The 15,784-nt window shown below is 43.9% G+C and carries 16 protein-coding genes; 10 read left to right on the top strand and 6 right to left on the bottom strand.

All coding sequences use genetic code 11. The features are described 5' to 3' along the window. Positions 1-65: 65 nt before the first annotated feature. Positions 66-767, bottom strand: coding sequence for a gamma-glutamyl-gamma-aminobutyrate hydrolase family protein (locus tag BN3282_RS10070; RefSeq protein WP_059068863.1), 702 nt, complete (start codon positions 765-767; stop codon positions 66-68). A 77-nt stretch (positions 768-844) separates the two neighbouring features. Here BN3282_RS10070 and BN3282_RS10075 point away from each other — a divergent pair, with 77 nt between their 5' ends. The 3 genes from BN3282_RS10075 to BN3282_RS10085 all read left to right on the top strand — a co-directional run bounded on the left by BN3282_RS10075 (position 845) and on the right by BN3282_RS10085 (position 4,162). Continuing rightward, positions 845-1,810, top strand: coding sequence for a dipeptidase (locus BN3282_RS10075; RefSeq protein WP_059068865.1), 966 nt, complete (start codon positions 845-847; stop codon positions 1,808-1,810). 68 nt (positions 1,811-1,878) lie between these two features. After that, positions 1,879-3,141 (top strand): uracil permease, encoded by a 1,263-nt coding sequence (gene uraA, locus BN3282_RS10080; RefSeq protein ID WP_059068867.1) that lies wholly within the window; start codon positions 1,879-1,881, stop codon positions 3,139-3,141. 145 nt (positions 3,142-3,286) lie between these two features. Then, on the top strand, positions 3,287-4,162 hold the full coding sequence (locus tag BN3282_RS10085; RefSeq protein WP_242866627.1) for a C39 family peptidase: 876 nt from the start codon (positions 3,287-3,289) through the stop codon (positions 4,160-4,162). A 120-nt stretch (positions 4,163-4,282) separates the two neighbouring features. Here the strand turns inward: BN3282_RS10085 and BN3282_RS10090 are convergent, their stop codons facing one another. From BN3282_RS10090 to BN3282_RS10110, 5 genes are all read right to left on the bottom strand, one after another. Then, a complete protein-coding gene (locus BN3282_RS10090; protein WP_059068869.1) occupies positions 4,283-5,506 on the bottom strand; it encodes an argininosuccinate synthase in 1,224 nt (407 codons plus the stop codon). A 365-nt stretch (positions 5,507-5,871) separates the two neighbouring features. Beyond that, a complete protein-coding gene (locus BN3282_RS10095; protein ID WP_059068871.1) occupies positions 5,872-6,771 on the bottom strand; it encodes a sensor histidine kinase in 900 nt (299 codons plus the stop codon). A gap of 12 nt (positions 6,772-6,783) precedes the next feature. Further along, positions 6,784-7,608, bottom strand: a complete 825-nt coding sequence (locus BN3282_RS10100; RefSeq protein WP_059068873.1) for an ABC transporter permease — start codon at positions 7,606-7,608, stop codon at positions 6,784-6,786. Beyond that, on the bottom strand, positions 7,601-8,512 hold the full coding sequence (locus BN3282_RS10105) for an ABC transporter ATP-binding protein (RefSeq protein WP_059068874.1): 912 nt from the start codon (positions 8,510-8,512) through the stop codon (positions 7,601-7,603). The genes BN3282_RS10100 and BN3282_RS10105 overlap by 8 nt, the downstream gene beginning before the upstream one ends. 70 nt (positions 8,513-8,582) lie before the next feature. After that, complete coding sequence (locus BN3282_RS10110) at positions 8,583-9,254, bottom strand: response regulator transcription factor (protein WP_059068876.1); 672 nt, start codon at positions 9,252-9,254, stop codon at positions 8,583-8,585. A gap of 89 nt (positions 9,255-9,343) precedes the next feature. Between BN3282_RS10110 and BN3282_RS10115 the strand changes: the two genes are divergently transcribed. From BN3282_RS10115 to BN3282_RS10145, 7 genes are all read left to right on the top strand, one after another. After that, on the top strand, positions 9,344-10,177 hold the full coding sequence (locus BN3282_RS10115; protein WP_059070373.1) for a DNA-3-methyladenine glycosylase family protein: 834 nt from the start codon (positions 9,344-9,346) through the stop codon (positions 10,175-10,177). A gap of 2 nt (positions 10,178-10,179) precedes the next feature. Then, positions 10,180-10,779: a GrpB family protein gene (locus tag BN3282_RS10120; protein ID WP_317246560.1), complete on the top strand. Its 600-nt coding sequence runs from the start codon at positions 10,180-10,182 to the stop codon at positions 10,777-10,779. Further along, entirely contained in the window at positions 10,767-11,351 is a 585-nt protein-coding gene (locus BN3282_RS10125) for a cysteine hydrolase family protein (RefSeq protein WP_059068877.1), read from the top strand. Before BN3282_RS10120 ends, BN3282_RS10125 begins: the two co-directional genes overlap by 13 nt. A 2-nt stretch (positions 11,352-11,353) precedes the next feature. Further along, positions 11,354-12,532, top strand: coding sequence for an iron-containing alcohol dehydrogenase (locus BN3282_RS10130; protein WP_059068879.1), 1,179 nt, complete (start codon positions 11,354-11,356; stop codon positions 12,530-12,532). Positions 12,533-12,552: 20 nt separating this feature from the next. Beyond that, the gene (gene crcB, locus BN3282_RS10135) at positions 12,553-12,912 is read left to right on the top strand and encodes a fluoride efflux transporter CrcB (protein ID WP_059068881.1); all 360 of its coding nucleotides are present in this window, start codon (positions 12,553-12,555) and stop codon (positions 12,910-12,912) included. Positions 12,913-13,303: 391 nt separating this feature from the next. After that, a complete protein-coding gene (proB, locus tag BN3282_RS10140; RefSeq protein WP_059068883.1) occupies positions 13,304-14,281 on the top strand; it encodes a glutamate 5-kinase in 978 nt (325 codons plus the stop codon). Between the two features lie 33 nt (positions 14,282-14,314). Continuing rightward, positions 14,315-15,562, top strand: coding sequence for a glutamate-5-semialdehyde dehydrogenase (locus BN3282_RS10145; protein ID WP_059068884.1), 1,248 nt, complete (start codon positions 14,315-14,317; stop codon positions 15,560-15,562). Positions 15,563-15,784: the final 222 nt, after the last annotated feature.

The following is a 15,784-nucleotide window of genomic DNA, read 5'->3' on the forward strand; positions in this document are numbered from 1 at the left end:
CGGCAAAGTCTGTGACTTTTCGTAAATTAGTATGTCCTATCTTTGTCAGATATATGAGGGAAATTTTAAGAAGCACAATGAAAAATAAATTCACTGAAAAGTTCCCGCATTTCTGAAGAAGTACGGTACATACATTCCGGGTGCCACTGGACGCCGAGCGCAAAAGAATGTTCGGAAAGTTCCAATGCTTCTACAGTTTTGTCTGAAGCGTGCGCGCACGCGGTAAGTCCCTGCCCTATAGTTTCAATGACCTGATGGTGGAAGCTGTTTACATAGAGACAGGAGCCGATGCAGCGTTTTAGATGACTTCCTCGTCGGGTGGTGATGCGGTGGCTGACGTCGCTTTTTGTATCCGAATGTTGCATGTGGTTTAATATATTTCCGGATTGCAGCATAGTATCCTGACAGATCGTTCCTCCACAGGCTACGTTAAAGATCTGCATGCCACGGCAGATGGAAAAAACAGGTTTTGTGGTTTTTAAGATTTTTTTCATAAGACGTATCTGAAACAGATCCAGAGTAATATCCGTCCGTCCGATCCCATCCTTAGGTTCTTGTCCGAACAGAAGGGGCGTGATGTCCTCCCCTCCGCAGAAGAGAAAACCGTCGCACAGGGCGATATATTCTTCCAGAAGATGATCTGAACGGACAAGGGGAAGCACAACAGGGAGTCCTTTTGAATATCTGACGGACTGGATATAAGCGTTTGAGACAAATTGCCGGCTGTTTTGCAAGCCGCAGATAACAATGCCGATTTTAGGTTCCATACATCCTCCTGAAACATATTTTTCTGTTTAACATCATAATTGTATGATAGGATATGTAAGAAAGGAGAGATTTATACATGAAATTGATAGATATGCATTGTGATACGATCAGCGAACTTTATAAACAAAGCGATGCATCGTTTGCGCATAACCATTTGTGCGTGGATATAGAAAAATTAAAAAAGGCAGACAGTCAGGCACAGTTTTTGGCATGTTTTGTAAATATAGGAAAATTCGAAACCAAAACGGACAGATGGGAGCTGGCATATAAAGAAGTACTGTCTCTGATCGAACGGATCAGGCAGGAGGAGGGAGAAGATTTTGGCTGTATTTTTCAGGAGAAAGAATTAGAAGAAAATAAAAAGAAACACTGCATTTCCGGTATCATCACAGTGGAAGAAGGCGGAATATTAAACGACAGGATAGAGAGAATAGATACATTGTATAAAAAAGGTGTACGCCTTTTGACGCTTACATGGAATTATGAGAATTGTATAGGATATCCAAACAGCCGAGATAAGAAGGTCATGGAAAACGGACTGAAACCATTTGGGCATCTTGTGATAGAGAGAATGAATCAGCTCGGAGTGCTGATCGACGTATCGCATATATCTGACGGCGGATTCTGGGACTGTGTGCAAAATAGTCCTGTTCCGGTGGTAGCATCCCATTCTAATGCGCGTGCGCTGTGCCCGCATCCGAGAAACTTATCAGACCGTATGCTCAAAGCCATCGGAGAAAAAGGAGGAGTGGCAGGAGTGAATTTTTATTCTGCTTTTCTGACAGAAAAGAAAAAGGCAAATATTTCGGATATTGCGGCGCATGCCCGGCATATGCTGCGGTGGGCGGGAGAAGATGCCGTTGCGTTCGGAACGGATTTCGATGGCTTTGAAACGCAGGCTCTGCCGGAAGAAATCGCAGGCATTCAAGACATGGGAAGAATATGGGAAGCACTGAAACGCACGGGTTTTACAGAAAGGCAGCTGGATAAGATATGGTATAAAAATGTACAAAGAATCTTAAGAGATGTCTGGAAATCATAAGGAGAGTGTGATAGAATAGAAAAGATAAAATTTTGAGGTGCTATCGAGAGAAGAGGAGGACTTAAGTAGTGGAAAACAAAAGAATCATCCAGGTGGAGGAAAAGGTACCGTTTAACATGCTCGTACCTTTGAGTATTCAGCATATGTTTGCAATGTTCGGGGCATCTGTTCTCGTTCCATTCGTATTTGGCATTAATCCGGCAGTGGTATTGTTTATGAATGGAATCGGAACACTGCTCTTTATTTTTGTCACAAAAGGCAAAGCGCCAGCCTATCTGGGTTCCAGCTTTGCTTTTTTGGCGCCTGCGGGGATTGTGATTGAAAAGTGGGGATATGAGTATGCATTGGGAGGTTTTGTAGCAGTCGGTTTCTGTGGATGTGTACTTGCTTTGCTGATCTATAAATTCGGTTCGGCATGGATCGATGTGGTGCTGCCTCCGGCGGCCATGGGACCTGTGGTTGCCCTGATCGGTCTGGAACTGGCAGGAACAGCGGCTTCAAATGCCGGATTGACAGAAAGCAGTATTGATATGAAAAATGTCATTGTCTTTCTTGCTACATTATTGACAGCCATATTGGGTTCTGTATTATTCCGAAAGTTTTTTGCGGTCATACCGATTTTAATCGCGATCATTGTAGGATATGTGGCGGCGATCTTATGCGGGATCGTAGATTTTAGCGAGGTGGCGGCAGCGTCGGTATTCGCGGTGCCGAACTTCTCTCTTCCAAAATTCAAATGGGAGGCGATTGTGATCATACTGCCTGTCCTTCTGGTAATTGCATCTGAACACATCGGACACCAGATCGTGACAAGCAAGGTTGTAGGCAGAGATCTGCTGAAGGATCCGGGACTGCATCGCTCCCTGTTTGCGGATAACTTTTCTACCATGATCTCCGGCTTTATCGGATCAGTTCCGACGACGACTTACGGGGAAAATATCGGTGTTATGGCGATGACAAAAGTATACAGCGTATATGTGATAGGCGGTGCGGCGGTTTTATCGATTATCTGCTCTTTTATCGGTAAAATGACAACACTGATCAATACAATCCCAGGTCCTGTGATCGGAGGTATTTCTTTCCTTCTCTATGGAATGATCGGAACGTCCGGCATCCGTATATTAGTAGAATCGCAGGTGGATTATGCAAGATCTCGCAATATGGCGATGACCTCTGTTATATTTGTAACCGGATTGTCAGGTATCAAAGTGCAGTTTGGAAGTATTCAGCTGACGGGTATGGTGCTCGCCTGTGTGGTAGGTATGCTAATGGGACTTATGTTCTTTGTTTTGGATAAATTAAAATTGACAAACGATAGAGAAGAAGAGTAGAGGAAAAAAGGAGTTCCGACAGGGACTTCTTTTTTTCGTGGAAAGATTGGGTTATAGAAGGAGAATCTTCATAAATTCTTAAGTTCAGGTTATAAAAGATATAAAAAAGGGGGAATATAATCAGACCAAAGGAGGCTGGCAGAGAATGGACAGAAGGACATATTACAGAAGAAAAAAAAGAAAATACAGAAGAAAGAGGATACAGAAACTGTTTATTGCGGGTATTTTTTTGTTTGGGAGTATTGTTCTGGTGAAAAATACATTTTATGATAGTTGGCTGCGTGAGATTTCCGTAGAGACTGCTTCTTTGATCGGCAGGAAGCATGGAATAAAGAACCAGGATACATTGGAAAAATTACGTGAGATGGCGAAGACAGATGAGAGAGTGGAGATGATACTAAACCATGCCGATCGGTATCCGGAAGATCTTTTAGATATGCTCGCCGGCAATGCCGAGGCAGCAGAGTTTGTACTGCAGTATCCGGAGAAGAAAGACAGAGAACCGACAACGACCACAGAAGGTGTTGTTAAAGGAGAGATTCCACTGTTTTTGCAATGGGATGAACGATGGGGATATGCAGAATACGGGGATACATTTCTGGCAGTGAGCGGCTGTGGTCCGACCTCGCTTGCCATGGTCGCAGCCGGACTGACGGGAAATGACAGTATCACGCCCTATGCGGTAGCGCGGTATGCGCAGGACAACGGGTATTATGCAGGCGAAAGCGGAACGAGTTGGCTGCTTATGACGGAAGGCGGTAAGGCGTTTGGTGTTGCAGGCGAAGAGATCGGAGCAGATGAGGTATCTGTCCTATCTGCGCTGGAGAACGGACATCCGATCATATGCAGTATGCGCCCGGGAGATTTTACAACGACGGGACATTTCATTGTACTTACAGGTGTAGAGGATGGAAAAATCAAGATCCATGATTCGAACAGTGAGAAGCGCAGCGCTAGAGCATGGGAATATGACGAAATAAAATATCAGATCAACAATCTATGGGCGTTTACGGAGTTGTAAATTTTTTTATTTTATAGGAAATTACTTTCTTTGCGGGGCAGAATTCTTTATCCAATACAAAAAGGAACCGATACAAAAATGATGGCATCGGTTCCTTTGCTGTTCCTGTGTGAGAAAATTCTATTTGTCGTTTACTTCCTGCATCTTCATAGCGCGTACTTTCAGCGGCAGCCCAAATAGATTGATAAATCCTTCTGCATCATGATGATCATAGAGTTCTCCGGTGGTAAAGCTTGCCAGTGACTCGCTGTACAGAGAATAAGGGGATGTCTCGCCTGCCTTGATGATATTGCCTTTATACAGTTTGAATTTTACTTCACCTGTCACATACTGCTGTGTCACATCGATAAAAGCCTGGATCGCCTCGCGCAGCGGGGTAAACCATTTTCCTTCATATACGATCTGTGCAAATTTATTTCCGAGATCTTTCTTTACTTCATATGTAGCGCGGTCAAGCACAAGTTCTTCCAATTGCTCGTGAGCTGCCATAAGGATGGTTCCGCCGGGAGTCTCGTAGACGCCGCGGGATTTCATGCCTACGACACGGTTTTCTACAATATCGATAATGCCGATCCCGTGTTTGCCCCCAAGTGTATTTAGCTCCGTAATGATATCAGAAACTTTCATTTCTTTGCCGTTGAGAGTTTTTGGAACACCGGCTTCAAATGTCATGGTTACATATTCCCCTTCTTCTGGCGCTTTTTCAGGTGTGACACCGAGCACAAGAAGATCGTCATAGTTTGGTTCATTTGCAGGATCTTCTAATTCCAACCCTTCATGGCTGATATGCCACAGATTGCGGTCGCGGCTGTAACTATGCTTTGCGTCGAATGGAAGATCGATTCCGTGTTCTTTGCAGTATTCGATCTCTTCCTCACGGGACTGCATTGTCCATATGTCCGTCATACGCCAAGGAGCGATGATCTTGATATCCGGCGCCAGAGCTTTGATACCAAGCTCAAAACGGATCTGGTCATTTCCCTTGCCGGTCGCGCCGTGACAGATAGCGACAGCGCCTTCTTTTCTTGCGACCTCGACGAGTTTTTTTGCAATGACAGGACGTGCCATGGAGGTACCGAGCAGATATTTATTTTCATATACTGCACCGGCCTTGACGCACGGCATGATATAGTCGTCGGAGAATTCGTCGATGATATTTTCAATGTATAATTTGGAAGCTCCTGATAATTTTGCTCTTTCTTCCAGACCATCCAGTTCTTCTCCCTGACCGCAGTCGATACAGCAGCAGATAACGTCATAGTCAAAATTCTCTTTCAGCCATGGAATGATGGCAGTTGTGTCAAGACCGCCAGAATATGCTAAAACAACTTTTTCTTTACTCATTTTATTTGCCTCCTAAATATATCTTTTCCTTAATAAACTAACACATACTATACACTAAATTTAATAATTATGCAATAGTAAATTTGATATATCTGAAAAAATATTTTTGGCGGATGGCGGAGGGATTTTCCGGAACTGTGCACTTGTTTTTTGAAAAGGGAATAGAAATATGCAGAAAATGAAAGAAATATGCAGACGGAACAAAAGAAACAGAAAGAAAAATAGGGGAAGAATCATAAAGGACGAGAAAAAGATACAGGCAGTCAGAAAAAACAAAAATGAATATTATACATAAAAATATGCATAAAAATACTTTTAATAGAAAGAGTGAAGAGATATTTTAGAGCTATGCCAAGTTGATTTTCCTACTTTTTTATTGCCGGCAGTGGTTTTGGACAGAAAGAGACAGTGATGTGCAGAGTATTTTCGCAGAGGTACGCAGATACCTGACCGCCCATTTTGCGAGTCAGATGTTCCACGATAGACAACCCGAGTCCGGAACCGGTACTGTGTCTTGCCGCATCTGCCCTGTAAAAGCGTTCAAAAAGACGATCTGTATCGATTTTTGTGCCTTTTGGAAGAGAGTTAGAAAAGGTAATAGATGTTCCTTTCTGATCAATGGAGATGGTATCTGTCCCATAGGCAAGTGCGTTTTTCAACAGATTCGAGAAGATACGGCGTATGCTGTCCTCATTTCCGCATACTGTCAGCGCCTCCTGCGGATAGTGAAGGTTCAGGCGAAAACCGGCAGAAGCAATGCGGTCATAAAAAGAGGCAAGCAGATCACACAGGATGGGATAGGGAGCAACAGACTTCAAGTCTGGCACATATTCTTCCTGTGTCAGCTTTGTATAAAGAAACAGCTCATCGAGAAGAGATTCTAGGTCTTGCAGACGCTTCTGTATAATCTGTATATAATGCGCGGCTTTTTCTTTGTCTGTTGTCTGGTTTAGTAATTCCACGTATCCGGAAACGCCGGTCAAGGGAGTGCGGATGTCATGTGAGATACAGGAAATGGTATATTTTAGATCTTTTCCGGCAGTCTGCTGTTGTATATAGGCTTTTTGCTCCTGTGAAAGCCGGGCGTTGAAAGCCCGGCACAGTCGTTTGAGGCTGGGAGTGCGCACGCTTAAGGAGAGGCGCAGATTGCTGCCAGTTTCTGTTTCTTCTATTTCCTCTGCCCATCTTTTAAGCTGTAGACGAATACGCAGCAGATCGAACAGAAGCAGTAATGAAAGCAGTGACAGAATCAGAATAAGCAGCATAAATGAAACCTCCTAGATATCTTTTTTCTGTAGGATGAAGACGGACAAAAGCAGCCAAATAAGCAGCCAAGTCAGACTGGTACCAAGGCATAGAGTGAGTTTCTCAGCCGGGACAGGAAAGGATATGTCCTGTATACATCCGTAGAGTGTATAGTCATAGTTTATAAAAGCAATATGCAGAGCCGACGTAATACTATCAAGTGCTGTCAGCGCAGTTCCGCTTGCGAGGAGCAGAGCAGCGGCAACAGAGATGGCCTTATTGCGAAACAAGATGGAGACAAAAGTCAGCATGGCAGAAAATCCGCTTCCTGTCAGCCAGAAGAGCAGAGTGAATTTTGCGTACTCCTGGAAAGAAGTCTCCATAAACGGCAGTCGAAACATGCGGCAGGCAAGGATAAATCCTATGATCAAAAGTAAAATATAAACAGCAGAAACTACCTGTATGACGATCCATTTGCTGAGTATATACGTAAAACGCCGGTTCCTGAGCGAGAAGATATTTTTCGCAAAGCCGCAGTCAAAGTCAGAACAGATAAATAAGGAAGTCATAAGCGCAATGATGATGAAAAAGAAGCCGCCCCGGAATATCGTGGTAGATAGGATATCGACAGCCGGTATTTTGGCGTATGCCGAGGCAATCTGATCCCCGCTCATTTCTACTCCGTTCATCATAAAAATGATACCGTTTGTTTCTGCGGCGGAACGCATCTGGTCGTCGATCGAAAGTTTAAATGTAAAGAGAAAACCAGTGACAGCGACAAGTAAAAGCAGAAAGCATATATAAAGGGATTTGCTTTTTAAGATTCTTCTGCAGTCCATACGAAGCATATCAAACATGTTCTTCACCTCCCATCAGATGGAGAAAATAGGATTCCAGATCCTGCTGATGGCGGTATAATTCTTGTATAGAGATACCGCTTTCTAAGAAAGTCTGGCTGATAAGCTGCGGATCGCAGGGAGAGTAAATATGGATCTCCCCGTTCGGATATATTTTGTAGTCCGAAAGCTGCAGATGTTCTTCTAAAAGAACAGAGGCTGACTTTGCGTTGTTTACCCTTACCAGGAGGTAATCCCGGCAGTTTTTTGCAAGTTGGGCTGCAGGTAACTGCTGTATCATACTTCCGTCTTTGATGATTCCATAGCGTGAGGCAATTTTGCTTAATTCTCCTAGGATATGGGAACTGATGATGATCGTCATGCCCTGTTCTTCATTTAAATGTACCAACATAGAACGGATTTCCCGTATGCCTTCTGGATCTAATCCGTTTATAGGCTCATCCAAGATGAGAAGATCTGGATTGCCGAGCAGGGCAAGGGCAATACCCAGACGCTGCTTCATTCCCATAGAGAAGTGTTTTGTCTTCCTATTTCCGGTGTCTGCAAGTCCGGTAAAGGCTAAAAGTTCCTCTGTTTTTTGTCTTGCGTCGATAAGCCCTAGACATCTGGCTTTTAAAAGCATGTTTTCCCTTGCGGAAAGTCCGGGGTACAGACCGGCATTTTCAATCAGCATGCCGGTCCTTTTGCGTATGATGTCATTGTGGCCGGTCTTGCCAAACAGACGGATCGCTCCTTCTGTGGGCGCAGCAAGCCCGCATATCATTTTTAAAGTCGTGGATTTTCCCGCTCCGTTTCTGCCGATAAAACCATAAATATCTCCTTTGTGTACAGTCATATCCAGATGGTCTACAGCCCTTTTTCTGCCATAGACCTTGGAGACAGACGACAATTCTACTACACACATATTCTGTGATCCTCCTTCGATTGATATGGCTATTATAGAGTATAAGTTTACAGAAACCGCAAAGAAAAGTTTAAGAAAGTTTAAAGCCGATTCCCCATACGGTTTGTATGTAGTCCGCTGTGCCGCTGGCCTTTAGTTTTGCGCGTATATTGCTGATGTGGACATTGATCGTCTTGTCTTCGATGGCATAGGCCTCTCCCCAAACAGATTCATAGATTTCTTGTTTGGTAAATACTTTAGTTGGTCTTTGCATGAGAAGGGCAAGTATGTCAAACTCATGTGCGGTAAGTTCCAGCGGTCTTGTATCTATAAGAAGGCGGCGGGAGTCCAGGTCGAGCGTCCAATCTTTGTATTCTGTCCGACGCGGGGAGAAACTGCCCTTCTGGTGCCTGAGCTGTACTTGTATGCGCACGAGCAGTTCTTCTAAGGCAAAAGGCTTAGTCAGATAATCGTCGGCTCCTTTGGTGAGGAGTTCTACTTTGTCGTCCAGTGCACTTTTGGCAGACAAAATGATGACGGGAATATTGCTGATACCGCGGATCTGGGTAAGAAGGCTTTCGCCAGAAATACCGGGGAGCATCAGATCCATGAGGATAAGGCTGAAATCAAACTGCAGGTCAAGAAGCAGGCGTGCTTCTGTACCGGAGAATGCCTGCACAGCAGAAAAGGAATGTTCTGTCAAAAATTCGTAGATCATATTGTTAATATCTGTATCGTCTTCAATGATTAAAATTTTGGGCATATATGCTCACTCCCTTTGTCATATTCGTTTTATTATATCACAACAGGAGGAGTTTGTGGTATACTGTCAAAGAAGGAGTGACAGAGCCTATGCATAAGATAGAAGTGCCAAATCATCATTTCCGGATAGACCAGATCTGTGGTTCCGGACAGTGTTTTCGTCTGGACAGAGTAGAGGATAGGATCTATGAAGTCATAGCAGGAGAGAAGTATTTAAAGATAAAGCAATACCCAGATAAGACAAGCTTTTATTGTACAGAAAAAGAATATACGTGTTTTTGGAAAATGTATTTTGATCTGGACGTTTGCTATGAGACATATATAGAGTCTATTGATAAAGGAGATACATATTTGAGCAAAGCAGCAGCATTTGGGGAAGGGATCCGTATCCTTAGACAGGATGTATGGGAGATGATCGTTTCTTTTATTCTTTCGCAGCAGAACAATATTCCAAGGATCAAACAGCTTATCCGGATACTCTGTGAACAATGCGGGGAAGAAAGAAGAAGCCCGGAAGGCAGGGTGTATTATACATTTCCGACGGCAGAGAGATTGTCTGAAGTGGAGGAAAGTACATTCCGGGAATGGAAACTGGGATACAGGAGCCGGTATTTACAAGAAACGGCGCGTGCTGTTGCGGAAGGCAAAGTACGGCTTAGCGATCTTAGCGGCATGGAATATGAAACAGCCAAAAAGGAATTGATGAAGCTGTGCGGAATCGGCGCAAAAGTGGCGGACTGTATTTGTCTGTTTGCCCTGCACAAGTTGGATGCATTTCCGGTAGATACCCATATACAGAAAGTTTTAGAAAGGGAATATAAGAAAGGTTTTCCTTTTGAACGATACAGAGGATATGCAGGAGTAATGCAGCAGTATATTTTTTATTATGATCTAAAAAACGGGGTAGCAATGAAGGAGATGTAAGAGTGAAAGAGTTGACAGAAATGACATTGACCGAACTCTGGCAGTTATTTCCGATCATATTGAAAGAATATGATCCGGCATATCCAAGATGGTACGCAGAAGAAAAATGTAGGCTGGAACAAATCTTTTCCAGTGAGAGTCTCTGCCGTATCAGTCATATAGGGAGCACGTCTGTGCCGGGACTTTTGGCAAAACCGACTATTGATATTTTAGCAGAGTTGTCTTCCATTTCAGATATATCCAGATGGAAAGCGCAGCTTACAGAACAAGGATGGATCTGTATGTCGCAGGAAAAGACACCGGAATATAAACTGGTATTTAATAAGGGATATACAAAAACCGGTTTTGCAAAGAAGGTATTTCATCTGCATGTTAGAATGTATGGGGATTGGGACGAACTGTATTTTCGGGATTATTTAAGAGAATATACAAAAAAGGCAGAAGAATATGCCGCATTGAAAAGAAAATTGAAAGAGAAATATGAATATAACCGGAATGCCTACACAGAAGGAAAGACGGAATTTATAAAGCGCAGTACAAAAGAAGCACGGAAATTGTATGGGGATCGATATGGAAAAGGAGGAAATATATGCAGGTATTGATCGTAGTAGATATGCAGAATGATTTTATTGATGGTTCTTTAGGAACGAAGGAAGCACATGCACTGACAGGTCGGCTGGCAGAGAAGATCAAAGAGTTCGACGGAATGGTCCTGGCGACAAGGGATACGCACGGAGAGGATTACTTGTCTACGCTGGAAGGAAAGAAACTTCCTGTAGTGCACTGCATTGCCGGTACAAGAGGATGGCAGCTGCATTCTTTGATCGCGCGGGCTTTGGAAGAACAAGCAGAAAAAATGTCAGAAAAAGACTGGGGCAAAACTAACAGGAGGATATTTGACAAACCCACTTTCGCAAGCCGGGAGCTTGCGCAGTACTTACTGCGATTAAAAGAAAATAAAACAGAAATCGAAAGCATTACCTTGGCAGGTCTTTGTACGGATATATGTGTGATTTCCAATGCGCTTTTTATCAAAGCGCTTCTGCCGGAGACAGAGATCAAAGTAGACGCGTCTCTGTGCGCCGGAGTTACTGTGCATAGCCATAAAACAGCCCTGGAGGCAATGAAGGCATGTCAGATAGATATAATAAATGAAGAAAAGGAGATAGGATAGTCATGGAAAATTTTTTGTATTACACACCGACAAAAGTGGTTTTTGGCAGGGGAACTGAGAAACAGGTCGGAGATTTGGTAAAAGAACAGCATTGTACGAAAGTACTGGTACATTACGGCGGCGGGAGTGTGAAAAAAAGCGGACTTCTGGATCGGATCTATGTATCCTTGGAGGAGGCCGGGATCTCCTATGTATCTTTAGGCGGTGTTGTTCCGAATCCAAGATTGTCTCTTGTATATGAAGGGATTGGGCTGTGCAGGAAAGAAAAGGTGGATTTTATTCTTGCAGTAGGCGGAGGAAGTGTGATCGATTCGGCAAAAGCCATCGGATATGGTATGACAAATGAAGGAGATGTATGGGATTTTTATGAGAAAAAGCGTGCGCCTAAGAACTGTCTTCCAATCGGTGTAGTTCTGACGATTGCGGCAGCAGGGTCAGAGATGAGTAATTCTTCTGTTATCACGAATGAAGAGGGATGGAAGAAGCGGGGATGCAACAGCGAATACTGTCGTGCCAAGTTCGCAGTTATGGATCCAGAACTTACGATGACACTGCCGGCGTATCAGACAGCCAGCGGTTGTGTAGACATTATGATGCATACGATGGAGCGTTATTTTAACCGGGTGGATAATATGGAACTAACAGATGGTTTCAGTGAACACTTGATCCGCACGGTCATGAAGAATGCAAAGATCTTGAAAGAAGAACCGGATAATTATGAGGCAAGGGCTGAGGTTATGTGGGCAGGCAGCCTTGCACATAACGGACTGATGGGATGCGGAACGGATGGAGGAGACTGGGCGAGCCATCAGTTAGAACATGAACTTGGCGGTATGTTTGATGTGGCCCATGGAGCCGGGCTTGCTGCCGTATGGGGAAGCTGGGCACGGTATGTGCTGGATGCACGTCCAGAAAGATTTGCACAGTTTGCAGAGAAGGTCATGGGCATAGAGAAGGGAACAGATCTCTTGGAGACCGGAAGAAAAGGGATTGAGGCGATGGAGGACTTTTATCGTTCTATCGATATGCCGGTGTCTATACATGAGTTGGGCATTGAACCGACGGAGGAACAGATAGAAAAACTGGCGGACAAATGCAGTTTTGACAGACAGCGCACGATCGGCTGTGTGAAAAAACTGGATCGGGAAGATATGTATAAGATCTATCAGGCAGCAAGATAGAAAAGGAGAAGGTAGTATTGATGGGTTTTATATTTGTAGGACTTGGCGGGGCGACAGGAGCAATGTTAAGATATGCGATCAGTCTTCTTCCGTGCAGGTCGCCTTTTCCTGTGCTTACGCTGGCGACGAATGTGCTTGGAGCATTAGCGATCGGTTTTATTGCAGGAACTGCGGTACGAAGGGAGATGCCCCAGTATCTTCTTCTATTTTTGAAAACCGGGGTGTGTGGTGGGTTTACAACATTTTCCACCTTTTCTTTGGAAGCGTATCAGCTGTTCCATGAAAAGCAGTATTTCTTGAGCGCGGCATATACCGTATGCAGCGTATTGTTCTGTTTTGCGGGAATCGTGCTGGGTATGTACGCCGCAAAAAGAGTATAGGAGGAATCTTGATAAAGGGAAAAAAGAGTTGACAAACCTCCGGTTATGAGTAAAATATAAACATAAGTAAAAGATGATATGATTAACAATAGGTACAAATGATTGGGGTTTCAGTGATGGATAAAAGAAAAAGTAGTTTTGTCATCATGGATAATTTTCGTACTCTGCCGCTTGCTGACAGTGTTGTTTTTGTGCCGTGCACAGGTAATCCCTTTGGGGTGTGTCACAGTTGAAAACAAAATAAGCAGATGAAAAAGGGTATTGTTGTACGGATCATTTGGAAACTGAGAATACAAAGGGTGGAAGTATAGCTGTATGCTTCTGCCCTTTTTGCATTTTGTATGGGCATTTCGGTTCATTTTGATCTGTGGGACAGGAAAGGAAAATGAACATGGACAGAAAAGAGATACTTAGTGGAAAGAAAAGAATTGTGATTAAGGTAGGTACAACGACGATCACATATGATGAGACAGGGAACATCAATCTGGATAAGTTGGAGAAATTTGTAAGAATACTGATTAATCTGAGAAATAAAGGCAAAGAAGTGATCGTCGTCTCCTCGGGCGCGGTAGGGATAGGAAGAAATGTGCTGGGCTTGGAACATAAACCGGAGACAGAAGCTGCGAAGCAGGCATGTGCCGCAGTCGGACAGGGCAGGCTGATGATGATCTATGAGAAATTATTTAATGAGTACAGCCAGCTGACGGCACAAGTTCTTCTGACAAAGGAGTCGATCACAAATAAAGAGTGCAGAAGGAATGCAAGGCAGGCATTTGATGAATTATTCCGTATGAAAGTCGTGCCGATCGTAAATGAAAATGATGCGATCTCTGTAGATGAACTAGCATATGGTAATTTTGGAGACAACGATACACTGGCGGCATATGTGGCAAAGTTGGTGGATGCAGATCTGTTGATCTTAATGTCTGATATAGAAGGGTTGTATACGGACGATCCAAAAAAGAATCCAAATGCACGGTTCATACATACTGTCTCCACGATCGATGGAAAGTTAGAACAGATGGCAAAAGGGGCTTCCAGCGAATATGGAACAGGCGGGATGGCAACAAAGATCAAGGCAGCGAAAATCGCCACAGGCATCGGCGCGGACATGGTGATCGCCAATGGGGATAATATTTATACGATCAATGATATTATGGCGGGAAAAAAGATAGGGACATTATTTTTATCGAAAGAGCACAGGAAAGAAATGAAGATGGAGATGTCTCCGGAAAAGGCACAGTACCGCAGGCAGGCAAAGCGGCAGAAAAAAGAGGCGGCAAAACCATTGGCTAATACAGAAAAAGTAGAGGCTTTGATAAATGCGGGGGAAGAAAAGAAACAAGTAGAAGAACAAAAAGAGCAATAAGGCCGGGAAATCTGTTATAAGGAGGAAATCAGAATGGAAAACTATATGGAGACGCTTGCAAAACGCGCGAAAGCGGCATCTGTGAAAGCAGCCAGGATAGGAGGAACCCAACGGGACAGAGGGCTTAGAGCGGCGGCAGAAGAATTACTACTGCAAAAGAAGCATATCTTAGAGGAAAATGAAAAGGATATGAAAACAGCAAGAGAGAAAGGAATCAAACAGTCTCTTTTAGACAGACTGCAACTCAACGAGAAGCGGATCGAGGATATGGCAGAAGGATTAAGACAAGTATCTGCCCTGGAAAGTCCAGTGGGAGAGGTTCTTTCTATGAAAAATCGACCAAACGGGCTTAGGATTGGCGAAAAAAGAGTGCCGATCGGTGTGGTAGGGATCATTTACGAGTCTCGACCGAATGTGACGGCAGACGCGTTCGGTCTGTGTTTTAAAACTGGAAATGCAGTTATCCTGCGTGGAGGAAGTGATGCGATTCATTCCAATCAGGCGATCGTCTCTGCGATTAAAGCGGGCCTTAGAAAAGAAAAACTGCTGCAGGATCTGATCCTTTTAGTAGAAGATACAAGCCGGGAAGTGGTGCAGGATATGATGAAGATGCACGGTCTGATCGATGTGCTGATTCCAAGAGGCGGCGCCAGTCTGATCGCGAATGTAGTGGAAAACAGCACGGTTCCGGTCATTGAGACAGGAACGGGAAATTGTCATATTTATGTCGATGAATCTGCGGACAGAAAAATGGCTGCAGACATTATTGAAAATGCAAAGACACAGCGGATGGGCGTGTGCAATGCATGCGAATCACTAGTCATTCATGCACACGCACTGGACATGCTGCCGGGTATTGTAGAACGTTTAAAGATGCATGGAGTAGAAGTGCGCGGAGACGAACGGGCATGTCTCGTCAGTGAGTCAATTATCCCGGCGTCAGAGCAGGATTGGGGGACAGAATATCTGGATGCCATTATCTCGGTGAAGGTCGTAGATTCTATTGACGAGGCGATCGCACATATCAACTTGTATAATACAGGACATTCGGAAGCAATCGTCACACAAGATTATAATCATGCGTTGAAATTTCAGGATGAGATCGATGCGGCAGCAGTATATGTGAATGCCTCTACAAGATTTACAGACGGCTTTGAATTTGGCTTTGGCGCTGAGATCGGGATCAGCACCCAAAAACTCCATGCGAGAGGGCCAATGGGTCTGAAGGCATTGACCACAACAAAATATATCATATTCGGAGACGGACAGATTAGGTCGTAGAGTATAAAGTGAAACGGCAAAGGGAACGCGCAGTATGTATAGCGCATATCCTCTTTGTCGTTTTTTGTATATTTATGGAAATAGAGGTGAAATGTGCCTATAACTCCACTGTGCATGTACGAAAATAAATACTTGCATAATATACATATAAGATGTATAATTATGCGTAAATATAAGAGGGAGTTTCAGAAAGAAAATACTTTACTTCCTATTAAATGAGGT

This window comes from Mediterraneibacter massiliensis (assembly GCF_001487105.1).
In the GTDB taxonomy this organism is placed as follows: Bacteria; Bacillota; Clostridia; order Lachnospirales; family Lachnospiraceae; genus Mediterraneibacter; species Mediterraneibacter massiliensis.